Source organism: Actinophytocola sp. (assembly GCF_035762905.1).
In the GTDB taxonomy this organism is placed as follows: Bacteria; Actinomycetota; Actinomycetes; order Mycobacteriales; family Pseudonocardiaceae; genus DASYTH01.
In genome coordinates, this window is the sequence record NZ_DASUCC010000077.1 from 109371 (window position 1) to 120907 (window position 11537).

An 11537-nucleotide genomic window follows, 5' to 3' on the forward strand; every position below is an offset into this window, starting at 1 on the left:
GCACGATGTGTGACGACAAGATGACAGGGCGCACGCCTCCCGCGCGTGCTCGCTCATGGAGGACCGACTTGAGTATCAACCGAGCCGGGTGGCTGCGCGCCACGGCGTGCGTCACCGCCGCCGGCCTCGCGCTGGCCGGCTGTGCGAAGAAGGAGAACACCGGCACCGGTGAGACGCAGCCGTCCGCCGGCTGGCCGGAGACGCCGGACGTGCAGATCGTGGAGGGTAAACCGGGCGGCACGTTCCGCCTCGGCATCGTCGAACCGACGGCCATCGACCCGTACAACACTCAGGAGAGTGAGGGCACGATGGTCGCCTACCAGCTGTTCACCGGGCTGGTCCGGGTCGAGCCGGACGGTTCGGTGCAGCCGGCCGTCGCGGACAAGTGGGAGACCAACGACGACTGTTCACAGTGGACGTTCAACCTGCGGACCGGAACCAAGTTCAGCAACGGCGAGCCGGTCAACGCCGAGGCGTTCAAGCGCGGCTGGACCCGCGCGACGGTGAAGACGGCCGCGTCCGAGGTGTCCTACCACCTCAAGGGAATCCTGGGATACAAGGCGCTGCAGGACGGCTCGGCGACCGCGTTCGCCGGCGTCGACGCCACCGACCCGGCCAAGCTCGTGGTCAAGATGGAGGAGCCGGACTGCGAGTTCTACCTGCGCACCTTCCACCCGGTGTTCAGCCCGGTTCCGACCGTGGCCGGAGCCGCGGACAACAAGACCTACAACGACATGCCGATCGGCAACGGCCGGTTCAAGATGTCCGGGCCGTGGCAGCACGACCGGGGCATCAAGCTGGTCCGCAACGACGACTTCGGCGTCGGTGAGAAGGCCTACCTGGACGCGATCGAGATCACCATCACGCCCAACGGCGCCCAGGACGAGATGGACGGGTTCGTCAACGGCACGTTCGACTGGGCCCGGATGCCCACCCCGCAGTTCAGCGACATGCGCAACAAGTACGAGCCGGAGGGCAAGTGGCTGCGCAAGAGCACCAGCGGCATGAACTACCTGCTGCCGATGGTCACCCAGAAGCCGCTCGACTCGGCCGACGCCCGCAAGGCGATCTCGATGGCGATCGACCGCAACGCGATCATCGAAGGCGTGTTCAAGGGCTCGCAGATCCCGTCGACCACGATCGTGCCGCCGTCGTTCGAGAGCGCCTACCAGTCCGGCGTGTGCACCGCCTGCAGCTACAACCTCGACGAGGCGAAGAAGCTCGCCCAGGAGTCCGGACTGACCCCGGGAACCACGCTGAACATGCAGCTCAACACCGGCGGCGGGCACGAGGAGTGGATGGCGGCGATCAAGCAGCAGCTGGAGAAGAACCTCGGCCTGACCGTCAACATGACCGCGGTGAACTTCGACGACATGCTCAACAACGAGCAGCAGCCCGGCGCCACCGGCCTGTTCCGGGCGGCGTGGTCGGCGGACTACCCGACCCCGCGCAACTTCCTGGAGCCGCTGCTGGCCACCAGCTCGATCGGGGCCGGGCCGAGCGAGCCGACCACCGGGGACAACCGGGGCCGGTACAGCAACGCGAAGTTCGACGACCTGATCAACGAGGGCAAGGCCAGCAAGGACCCGGCCGAGGCGGTCAGCAAGTACAAGGAGGCCGAGAAGGTCGCCATCGGTGACGATCTCGCGCTCATCCCGCTGTGGAACCGCACCCAGAACCGGCTGATCGCGTCGGACAAGTTCGTCAATCTGCGGATGGACTTCAGCGAGAACCCGGACTTCTCGGTGATCAGCATCAAGTGACCTGACGCCGGCCGGTGATCCGTCCGCGGGTCACCGGCCACCCGGCACCTCGGAGGCCGACCTCGCCATGGGCAAGTTCATCGTCCGGCGGCTCGCCCAGGCCGTGCTGGTGATCATCGCGGCGATGCTGTTGCTGTTCCTCGCCCTGTTCACGCTCGGGGACCCGTTCGCGACCAGTGGCGACAAGGCGGTGCCGCCGGAGACCCAGGCGGCGCTGCGGGCGAAGTTCGGTCTGGACAAGCCGGTGCCGGTGCAGTTCCTGGTGTACCTGAAGAACATGTTCACCGGCGACCTCGGCATCGACTTCGACCAGCGCCGGCCGGTGGCCGAGATGCTGGCCGCGGCGTTGCCCTACACCCTCCGGCTGGCCGCGGTCGCGATCGTCCTCGACATCCTGATCGGGGTCGTCTCCGGGGTCATCGCCGCGGTGTGGCGGTACTCCTTCGCCGACGTGCTGGTCACGATCCTGACCACGCTGGCGATCGGCGTGCCGACCTTCGTGATCGGCCTGACGCTCCGGAAGTATCTCAGTGGGGAGCTGTTCTTCCCCGCTGTGCCAAGGAGTGCGTTCGGTCCGGAGCCGTTCTGGCTGGCCGAGGTGCTGCTGCCGGCGATCACGCTGGCGATCGTCGACGCCGCGTTCATCGCCCGGCTGATGCGCGGCTCGATGCTCGAGGTGATGCGGGCCGACTACATCCGCACCGCGCGGGCCAAGGGCCTGTCCGAGCGGAAGGTGATCGGCAAGCACGTCATGCGGAACTCGATCATCCCGGTGGTGACCTACGTCGGCATCGGCATCGGCGTGCTGCTCGGCGGTGCGCTGATCACCGAGACCATCTTCCAGTACCAGGGCGTCGGTTACCTGCTGTACAAGGCGATCCTGAGCAACAACAACCCGGTGATCATGGCGGTGTGCGCGTTCGCGGTCATCGTGTTCGTGTTGCTCAGCCTGCTGGTCGACATCCTCTACGCCTTCCTCGATCCACGGATCAGGCTCAGCTGAGCGAGGTGAGTTCGTGACGACGCCACCGGATCCGGCCGATCTGCGATTTCCGGCCGAGTCGATGCTGACCGAACCCGTGATGGGCGAGCAGATCCCGGTCGACGACGAGGTCACCGCGCGGCCGGGCAAACGCCGCTCCAACAGCCAGTTCCGGGACATCTGGTTGCGCTACCGGCGCAACAAGCTCGCCGTGGTCGGACTGGTCGTGGTCATCCTGCTGATCGTGACCGCGCTGCTCGCCCCGTTCATCACCCCGTACGACCCGAGGGAGCAGAACCTGCTCAACGCGATCGAACCGCCGAGTGCCGAGCACTGGTTCGGCACCGACGTGCTCGGTCGCGACCTGTTCTCGATGCTGCTCTACGGCCTGCAGTTGGCCCTGCTGGTCGGCGTCCTCACCATGCTCGGCTCGCTGCTGATCGGGGTCACGATGGGTGCGATCGCCGGGTACCTCGGCCGGGCCTGGGACGGCGTGCTGATGCGGATCACCGACATCTTCCTGGCCTTCCCGTACCTGATCGGCGCGCTGGTGATCGTCCGGTCGCTGGATCCGGGGCGTACCAAGGGAGTCGGACCGGTGATCGTGGCGCTGGTGATCCTGGGCTGGACGACGACCGCCCGGCTGATGCGGGGGCAGGTGCTGGCGCTGCGCGAGTCGGAGTACGTGGAGGCGGCCAGGTCGATCGGAGCGTCGAGCACCCGGATCGTGGTCCGGCACCTGCTGCCCAACGCGATCGCGCCGGTGCTGGTCTACGCGTTCACCAGCATCGGGGTGGCGGTGGTGGCCATGGCGTCGCTGTCCTTCCTCGGTGTCGGGGTGAGCATCGACACGCCGGAGTGGGGCCAGATGATCAGCCAGGGGTTCCGCAACTTCGGCGTGCCGAACACCAGCTTCCTGTGGGTCTTCCCGAGCATCGCGATCATCATCACCACCCTCGCGTTCGCCTTCGTCTCCGACGGGTTGCGCGACTCCCTCGACCCGAAGCTGCGCTAAGGAGACCGCCCGCATGGTCAGGGCGCACGACATCGACCTGGACACCTCGGCCCCGCTGCTCGAGGTGCGGGATCTGCGCGTGCACTTCGTCACCGACCGCGGCACGGTCAAGGCGGTGGACGGGGTGAGCTGGATGGTCGGCGAGGGCGAGACGCTGGCCATCGTGGGCGAGTCGGGGTCCGGCAAGTCGGTGTCCGCCATGACGATTCTCGGGCTGATCCAGAGCCCGCCCGCGGTCTTCCCCACCGGGGACATCATGCTGCGCGGCCGGTCGCTGATGAAGATGCCGGAGAAGCAGCAGCGCCGGTTGCGTGGCAAGGAGATCGCGATGATCTTCCAGGATCCGCTCACCGCGCTGAACCCGGTGTTCCGGATCGGCGACCAGATCGCCGAGATGGTGCGCACCCATCAGAAGGTCAGCAGGGCGGTGGCCCGCAGGCGGGCCCTGGATCTGCTCGGCGAGGTGGGCATCCCCAACCCGCCGGTGCGGCTCAACCAGTACCCGCACGAGTTCTCCGGCGGGATGCGGCAGCGCGCGATGATCGCCATGGCGCTGGCCAACGACCCGCAGGTGCTGCTGGCCGACGAGCCGACCACCGCGCTGGACGTGACCGTGCAGGCGCAGATCATGGCGCTGCTGGAGAAGTTGCAGCAGGACCGGAACACCGCGATCGTGCTGATCACGCACGACCTCGGGGTGGTGGCCAGCCACGCGGACCGGATCAACGTGATGTACGCCGGCCGGATCGTCGAGACCGGCAGCACCGACGAGATCTTCTACCAGCCGCGGCACGCCTACACCTTCGGCCTGCTGTCCAGCCTGGCCCGGATGGACCACCGCCGGCAGGAGCGGCTGACCCCGATCAAGGGGGTGCCGCCGAGCCTGGCCAACGTGCCGAAGGGCTGCCCGTTCCACCCGCGCTGCCGGTTCGCCACCGACGAGTGCGTGGCGGCGGTGCCGCCGCTGGAACCGGTGGCCGGCGCCGGGCATCTGGCCGCCTGCGTGCACAGCGACCGGGTCGGCATGGCCAACGACGAGAGGCTGGCGCTATGACCCGGGCCGAGGTGCCGATGCTCGAGGTCGCCAATCTGGTCAAGCACTTCCCGATCCGCAGCGGCATCTTCATCAAGCGCACGGTCGGCCAGGTCCAGGCCGTGGACGGCGTGTCCTTCACTGTCTACAAAGGACAGACGGTCGCCCTGGTCGGCGAGTCCGGGTGCGGCAAGTCGACCACCGCGCGGGCCATCCTCCGGCTGACCGAACCGACCTCCGGCCGGGTCGTCCTGGACGGAGTCGAGGTTCTCAAGCTGGGCAAGGAGAACCTGCGCCGGGCCCGCCGGGACATGCAGATCATCTTCCAGGACCCGTACGCCTCGCTGAACCCGCGGATGACCATCCGGCAGATCCTGTCCGAGAAGTACCAGCTGATGGGCACCCCGGTCACCCGGTCCACGATCTCCGACCTGCTGGACACCGTCGGCCTGGCCGAGGAGTACGCCGACCGCTACCCGCACGAGTTCTCCGGCGGCCAGCGCCAGCGGGTCGGCATCGCCCGGGCGATCGCGCTCAACCCCAAGTTCGTCGTGCTGGACGAGCCGGTCTCCGCGCTGGACGTGTCCATCCAGGCCCAGATCGTCAACCTGCTCGAGGATCTGCAGGACGAGCTCGGGCTGACCTACCTGTTCATCGCGCACGACCTGTCGGTGGTCCGGCACATCTCGGACCGGGTCGCGGTGATGTACCTGGGCGGGATCGTGGAGATCGCCGACCGGGACGACCTGTTCGACCGCCCGTACCATCCCTACACCCAGGCGCTGATCTCGGCGGTGCCGATCCCGGACCCGCGGGTGGAACGGGCCAGGGAGACCATCGTGCTGCGCGGCGACGTGCCCAACCCGGCCAACCCGCCGTCGGGCTGCCGGTTCCGCACCCGCTGCTGGAAGTTCGAGCAGCTGACCGAGGCCGAGCGGATGGTGTGCGTCGAGCACCGTCCGGCGCTGGCCGAGGTGCCCGGCGGCACCGGCCACCGGGCCGCCTGCCACTACGCCGCCGTGCGCGAAGTGGTGCGCGCCTAGCCATTACGCTCATCGGGTGACCCTGACCGCCCCGTCCCGGATGCTGCTGGTGCACGCACATCCGGACGACGAGAGCCTGTGGACCGGGGGCACCATCGCCCGGTACGCGGCCGCCGGGGTGGCGGTCACGCTGGTCACCTGCACGCTGGGCGAGGAGGGCGAGGTCATCCCGGAGTCGCTTTCCGGTCTGGCCGTCGGCGCGGCCGACCAGCTCGGCGGGTACCGGGTCGGCGAGCTGCGGGCCGCGTGCGCCGCGCTCGGCCTGTCCGACCAGCGCTACCTCGGCGGGATCGGCCGGTGGCGGGACTCGGGGATGGCCGGCACCTCGGCCAACGCCCACCCGCGCGCGTTCGCCGCGGGCGACCGGGACGAGCAGACCGCCGCGCTGGCCGGCGTGCTGGCCGAGGTGCGGCCGCAGGTGGTGGTCAGCTACGGGCCGGACGGCGGCTACGGGCACCCCGACCACATCCGCGCGCACGAGATCACCATGGCGGGCAGCGCCGCCGCTTCCGGCGTGGACCGGGTGTTCTACACGGTCAACTCGCGCCGGGCCACCGAGGACGGGATCGCAGCGCTCGGCCGGATGGCCGGGCTGCCCTACCGGTTGCCCGCGCCGGGCGAGCTGCCGGTGACCGACGACGCGGAGATCACCACCGCCATCCCGGTGGCCGAGTCGCTGCCGGCCAAGCTGGGCGCGATGCGGGCGCACGCCACCCAGGTCAGCGTGTGGCAGGGCGGCGACGGCGAGTACGGCTACGCCTTGTCCAACGGGATCGCCCAGCCGGTGGTGGCCGAGGAGTACTACGTGCTGGCCCGCGGCGACGCGACCGGCGCCGGAACCGACCTGTTCGGCGGGCTCGGATGAGCGCGAGCGAACCATCGGGTACCGCCATGAAGGTTCGGGATCGGCTGTTTCTGCTGGTACTGCTGGTGGACAGCGCGGTGCTCGCCGCGCTCGAGCTGCTCTACCTGCCGCTGCGCTTCGACGGCGCCCTGCTGCCCGACCTCGGCGGGGTGCCGCTGCCGGTCTCGGCGCTGCTGGCCGCGTTCACCCTGCCGGTGCTGGTGCTGTTGGCCGGCCGGATCTCGCCGCGGACCGTCGTGGCCGCCTCGCCGCTGCTGGTGTGGCTGCTCTGTGTCGGGGTGTTCGGCCTGGCCGGACCCGGCGGCGACCGGGTGCTCGCCGAGGACTGGCGGGCGTTGTTGCTGCTGGCCGGCGGGGCGCTGCCGGCGGCGTTCACGCTCGGCGGGGTGCGCTCCTGACCCGGCGCCGGGCCACGACCGAAACCCGAGCTTCCACCTGCTGAGATCGTGTGAGGTGTGCGGCACCCGGGCTGGGTCATCGGCTATTCAGAGGGATACTAGGCGCAGCCGGTAATCTTCCCGCCTGCACGCCAACGTGAAAAAGGAGCAGGAGAAGCGCAGTGACCTATGTGATCGCCGAGCCCTGCGTCGACGTGCTCGACAAGGCATGCATCGAAGAGTGCCCGGTCGACTGCATCTACGAGGGGGACCGGATGCTCTACATCCACCCCGACGAGTGTGTCGACTGCGGCGCTTGTGAGCCGGTCTGCCCGGTTGAGGCCATCTACTACGAGGACGACGTGCCCGATCAGTGGAAGGACTACACCAAGGCCAACGTCGACTTCTTCAACGAGCTCGGTTCGCCGGGCGGCGCGGCCAAGGTGGGCAAGGTGAGTGCGGACCCACCGCTGATCAAGGACCTGCCGCCGATGAACCAGGACCACGCTTGATCCCACGCCGGGGGGCCGCGCTGCCGGACTACCCGTGGGACACCCTGGCCGAGCACTCGGCGCGGGCCGCGGCGCACCCGGACGGGCTGGTCAACCTGTCCATCGGGACGCCGGTGGACCCGGTGCCGTCGGTCATCCAGGCCGCGCTGGCCGCGGCCGCGGACGCACCCGGGTATCCGGCCACGCACGGCACGCCGGAACTGCGCAAGGCGGCGGTCGACGCCCTGCGCCGGCGGCACGGCGTCGAGGGGGTCGAGCCGGACGCGGTCCTGCCCACCATCGGATCCAAGGAACTGGTCGCCTGGCTGCCCACCCTGCTCGGGGTCGGGCCCGGCGACGTCGTGGTGCTTCCCGAACTGGCCTACCCGACCTACGACGTCGGGGTTCGGCTGGCCGGCGCCGAACCGGTGCGCGCGGACGGCCTGCTCGCGCTCGGCCCGGCCCGGCCGGTGCTGGTGTGGCTGAACTCCCCGGGCAACCCGACCGGCCGGGTGCTGCCAGCCGAGCACCTGCGCAAGGTGCTCGCCTGGGCCCGGGAACGCGACGCCGTGGTGGTGTCCGACGAGTGCTACCTGACCCTGGGCTGGGAGACCGAGCCGGTCTCGATCCTGCACCCGTCGGTCTGCGGCGGAGTGTTCGACGGGCTGCTCGCCGTGCACTCGCTGTCCAAGTGCTCCAACCTGGCCGGCTACCGGGCCGGCTTCGTCACCGGTGACCCGACCCTGGTCGCCGCGCTGCTCGCGGTGCGCCGGCACGCCGGGATGATCGTCCCGCGCCCGGTGCAGGCGGCCATGACCGCGGCGCTGTCCGACGACTCCCACGTCGCCGAGCAGCGGGCCCGGTTCGCCGCCCGCCGGTCCGTGCTGCGCGCCGCGCTCACCCGTGCCGGTTTCCGGATCGACCATTCCGAGGCCGGCCTGTACCTGTGGGCCACCCGCGACGAGGACGCCTGGGACACCGTCGGCTGGCTGGCCGAGCGCGGCATCCTGGTCGCCCCCGGCACCTTCTACGGCCGCACCGGCGGCCGGCACGTGCGCATCGCCCTCACCGCCCCCGACGACCGCATCGCCGCCGCGCTGACCCGCCTCTCCGGGATTTAACTGCTGTTGTTGCGTTCCAGCCGGTGGTGCGGTTGGCGGGGTGATGGTGGCTGGGTTGCGTCACGGTGCCCCTGAGGTTGCTTTGGTATGGCCGAGACTTTTCTCAGTGATCCACTGTGGCGGGCTCTAAGCGTTCAGGAGGGCGTGGGCTGTTGCTTCGACCTCGGCCATCGCGGCGCGCCAGCGGGCCCGGCAGTCGGCGCGGCGGGCGCGTTCGCGTTCCACCAGGCGGCCGGCGACGAACGCGGCCTGCGGGTCGGGGCCTAGTTCGGCCAGTAGGCGGCGGATCTGCTGCTCGGCCACGCAGGCGTCCTGGTGGTCGCCGAGTATGTCCTGCAGCCGTTTGGTCGCCTTGATCACCGCCTGTATTGGTTGGCCGGCGGTGGGCACGGCCAGCTCGGCGGCGTAGCGCAGCCGCTTGCCGTGGATGCGCAGCTCGTGCAGGTCGTCGTCGGGCGGGTCCGCGCCGAGCGCGGCGGCGGCCCGGCTGAGCCTGCGGTACGGCTTGCGCACCACGTCGATCATGGCCGGCTCCGGCTCGTCGCGCGGTGCCGGCACGCCGGCCGGCGCCGGCTCGGAGCGCGCGGCGGCGGCGAGCGCGGTGAGCAGGCCGCGGTACCGCGGCTCGCGCAGCGCGGCGAGCAGGGCGGTGCGGGCCGTGCGCCGGGCGGCCCGTAGGCCGAGCAGCAGCCGTTCGGCCGCCTCCCGCTCGTTCGGCGGGAAGTCCTCGGCCAGCCCGCGCAGGTGCTCGAGCTGCACATCCAGGTCCCGCACCGCGCCGAGCACGCCGCCGAGCCAGCGCAGCCCGTCCGGCAGCGTGGCGGCCGGCTCGCCCAGGTCCGCGCCGCCGGCCTTGAGCGCCGCCCGGATCCGCCGCACGGCCACCCGCATCTGGTGCACGCCCTCGGGATCGGTGCCGGTCCTGGCGATCGCCTCGTGCTCGAGCAGCGCGCGGATCTGCTCGTCCAGCCGGGCGCGCACGTGCACCGCGGGCGGGTCGGCCGGGTCGGCCCGGCGCGGTGACTCGTCGAGTCCTAAGTCGACAGGACGCGGGGTTGCCGGCTGCTCCGCCGAGGCGGCCGTCGCTGTCGGGGCCATTTTCCCATGGTATGTGACCCGAAGGTGCCGTGAAACGGCTCAATCGTTGGCGTGCAGTGCGGCGTTGAGCTCGATGCCGGTGCCGCCGTGGCCCCGCGCCTCGACCGCGCCGGTGGTGGAGTTGCGCAGGAACAGCAACCCGGACCGGCCGGACAGCTCCCGGGCCTTGACCACCGTCCCGTCCGGCAACGTGACCTTGGTGCCGGCGGTGACGTACAGCCCGGCCTCCACGATGCAGTCGTCGCCGAGCGAGATGCCGATCCCGGCGTTCGCCCCGACCAGGCAGCCCTTGCCGATGGTGATCGTCTCCCGGCCGCCGCCGGACAGCGTGCCCATGATCGACGCGCCGCCGCCGATGTCCGAGCCGTCCGACACCACGACGCCCTGGGAGATCCGACCCTCCACCATGGACGCGCCGAGCGTGCCGGCGTTGAAGTTGACGAAGCCCTCGTGCATCACCGTGGTGCCGGCGGCCAGGTGCGCGCCCAGCCGCACCCGGTCGGCGTCGGCGATCCGCACGCCGGACGGCACCACGTAGTCGACCATCCGCGGGATCTTGTCCACCAGGTGCACGGTCACCGCCCCGCCGGCCCGCAGCCGCATCCTGGTCGCCTCGAACCCCTCCACCGGGCACGGACCGCGATTGGTCCACACCACATTGGCGAGCAGCCCGAACAGCCCGTCGAGGCTGAGCCCGTTCGGCTGGACCAGCCGGGTGGACAGCAGGTGCAGCCGCAGGTACACGTCGTAGGCGTCCACCGGGGCGCCGGCCAGCCGGGTGATCCCGGTGCGCACCGGGATGACCTCCACCCGCCGCGCCGGATCGGGCCCGAGCAACGCGGACACCTCCGGCCCGAGCTCGTCGGCCGCCTCCTGCTCGGACAGATCCTGGGTCCCCGGCGTCACCGCCGACCCCAACCGCGGCCGCGGAAACCAGGCGTCCAGCACCGTCCCGTCCTCGGTCACCGTCGCCAACCCGACACCCACCGCGCCGGTCGTCTCAAGACTGCTGCTCACACCGCAAATCTAAATCAGGGCCCAACGAACGGATTCCGCACGGTCAACGTCCCGAACCGCTGCCCGTTCTGCAGGTCATCGGACAGCAACAGGCTCGCTCCGCTCCGCACGGCGCCCTCCACGACGAGCGCGTCCCACCACGGCAGCTGATACCGCTCATCGAGGATGCTGGCCGACACGAGTAGCTGTGGGTTCGTGTCCATCGAGCACCATTGGCCGTATTCCGCAATGATCGCGCGCGCCTCGGACTTGGTCATCGCCGGATTCATCTTCCGCGTGGCCACTCGGTAGAACTCCTGCAGCACCTGGGTGCTGAGCACCCCGGTGCCGTCCCGCCACAGCTTGTTCAACACGGCGACGGCGATGTCGTGTTTCTGACCCTCGTCGAGGTCATGCGCGTAGACGAGCACGTTCGTGTCGACGAAGACCAGGTTTGTTCCGCTGTTCACTCGTAGCGAGTCCCGTTGAATCGATCCTCGTTGATCTCGGCCCGCGTCCAGTTGCGGCCGCCCCTGGGCTTCGCGTTGCGCATCGCCTCGAGCGCGGCTTCCATGGCTACCTGGTAGCGATCGTCCGCAGCCACCATCTGATGGATCTTCTGGGCGACCAGTCCGCTGACCGAGGTGCCGCGCCGGGCGGCGAGTTCCTTGACTGCCCGGATGGTCTCCTCGTCGAGCTGGACCGTGAGGTTCCGCTTCGCCATGGCCACAGGATAGTGCGTGGTCCACGTGA

General features: G+C 70.1%; 12 protein-coding genes and 1 pseudogene. 9 read left to right on the plus strand and 4 right to left on the minus strand.

Translation table 11 applies throughout. The features are described 5' to 3' along the window. Window positions 1-68 precede the first annotated feature (68 nt). The 9 genes and pseudogenes from VFV67_RS15705 (at window position 69) to dapC (ending at window position 8690) form a co-directional block, all read left to right on the plus strand. Complete coding sequence (locus tag VFV67_RS15705) at window positions 69-1763, plus strand: ABC transporter substrate-binding protein (protein WP_326470742.1); 1695 nt, start codon at window positions 69-71, stop codon at window positions 1761-1763. 67 nt (window positions 1764-1830) lie between these two features. After that, window positions 1831-2766, plus strand: a complete 936-nt coding sequence (locus VFV67_RS15710; protein WP_326470743.1) for an ABC transporter permease — start codon at window positions 1831-1833, stop codon at window positions 2764-2766. Between the two features lie 13 nt (window positions 2767-2779). Then, complete coding sequence (locus tag VFV67_RS15715) at window positions 2780-3760, plus strand: ABC transporter permease (protein WP_326470745.1); 981 nt, start codon at window positions 2780-2782, stop codon at window positions 3758-3760. Between the two features lie 13 nt (window positions 3761-3773). Next, window positions 3774-4814, plus strand: coding sequence for an ABC transporter ATP-binding protein (locus VFV67_RS15720; RefSeq protein ID WP_326470747.1), 1041 nt, complete (start codon window positions 3774-3776; stop codon window positions 4812-4814). Beyond that, window positions 4811-5836, plus strand: coding sequence for an oligopeptide/dipeptide ABC transporter ATP-binding protein (locus VFV67_RS15725; protein WP_326470749.1), 1026 nt, complete (start codon window positions 4811-4813; stop codon window positions 5834-5836). The genes VFV67_RS15720 and VFV67_RS15725 overlap by 4 nt, the downstream gene beginning before the upstream one ends. A 16-nt stretch (window positions 5837-5852) precedes the next feature. Continuing rightward, window positions 5853-6727: pseudogene (mshB, locus tag VFV67_RS15730) on the plus strand (N-acetyl-1-D-myo-inositol-2-amino-2-deoxy-alpha-D-glucopyranoside deacetylase); the annotation flags it as partial. Further along, a complete protein-coding gene (locus tag VFV67_RS15735) occupies window positions 6728-7099 on the plus strand; it encodes a hypothetical protein (protein ID WP_326470882.1) in 372 nt (123 codons plus the stop codon). Window positions 7100-7260: 161 nt separating this feature from the next. Further along, a complete protein-coding gene (fdxA, locus tag VFV67_RS15740) occupies window positions 7261-7590 on the plus strand; it encodes a ferredoxin (protein ID WP_326470751.1) in 330 nt (109 codons plus the stop codon). Then, window positions 7587-8690: a succinyldiaminopimelate transaminase gene (dapC, locus tag VFV67_RS15745; protein ID WP_326470753.1), complete on the plus strand. Its 1104-nt coding sequence runs from the start codon at window positions 7587-7589 to the stop codon at window positions 8688-8690. Before fdxA ends, dapC begins: the two co-directional genes overlap by 4 nt. A 126-nt stretch (window positions 8691-8816) precedes the next feature. Here dapC and VFV67_RS15750 read toward each other — a convergent pair whose 3' ends face one another. From VFV67_RS15750 to VFV67_RS15765, 4 genes are read right to left on the minus strand one after another with little or no spacing between them, the layout of a single operon-like run. Further along, the gene (locus VFV67_RS15750; protein ID WP_326470754.1) at window positions 8817-9788 is read right to left on the minus strand and encodes a CHAD domain-containing protein; all 972 of its coding nucleotides are present in this window, start codon (window positions 9786-9788) and stop codon (window positions 8817-8819) included. Between the two features lie 39 nt (window positions 9789-9827). After that, window positions 9828-10814 carry a 2,3,4,5-tetrahydropyridine-2,6-dicarboxylate N-succinyltransferase gene (gene dapD, locus VFV67_RS15755; protein WP_326470883.1) on the minus strand — a complete coding sequence of 329 codons (987 nt, stop codon included), beginning with the start codon at window positions 10812-10814 and terminating at the stop codon, window positions 9828-9830. 5 nt (window positions 10815-10819) lie between these two features. Then, a complete protein-coding gene (locus tag VFV67_RS15760) occupies window positions 10820-11254 on the minus strand; it encodes a PIN domain-containing protein (protein WP_326470756.1) in 435 nt (144 codons plus the stop codon). Then, entirely contained in the window at window positions 11251-11508 is a 258-nt protein-coding gene (locus VFV67_RS15765) for a DUF6364 family protein (RefSeq protein ID WP_326470758.1), read from the minus strand. Before VFV67_RS15765 ends, VFV67_RS15760 begins: the two co-directional genes overlap by 4 nt. Window positions 11509-11537 lie beyond the last annotated feature (29 nt).

Excerpts from the sequence above, each read along its gene's own strand:
- VFV67_RS15725 (WP_326470749.1), top strand. The coding sequence starts at position 4,811 with ATGACCCGGGCCGAGGTGCCGATGCTCGAGGTCGCCAATCTGGTCAAG.
- VFV67_RS15765 (WP_326470758.1), bottom strand. The coding sequence starts at position 11,508 with ATGGCGAAGCGGAACCTCACGGTCCAGCTCGACGAGGAGACCATCCGG.
- VFV67_RS15735 (WP_326470882.1), top strand. The coding sequence starts at position 6,728 with ATGAAGGTTCGGGATCGGCTGTTTCTGCTGGTACTGCTGGTGGACAGC.
- VFV67_RS15720 (WP_326470747.1), top strand. The coding sequence starts at position 3,774 with ATGGTCAGGGCGCACGACATCGACCTGGACACCTCGGCCCCGCTGCTC.
- VFV67_RS15750 (WP_326470754.1), bottom strand. The coding sequence starts at position 9,788 with ATGGCCCCGACAGCGACGGCCGCCTCGGCGGAGCAGCCGGCAACCCCG.
- VFV67_RS15710 (WP_326470743.1), top strand. The coding sequence starts at position 1,831 with ATGGGCAAGTTCATCGTCCGGCGGCTCGCCCAGGCCGTGCTGGTGATC.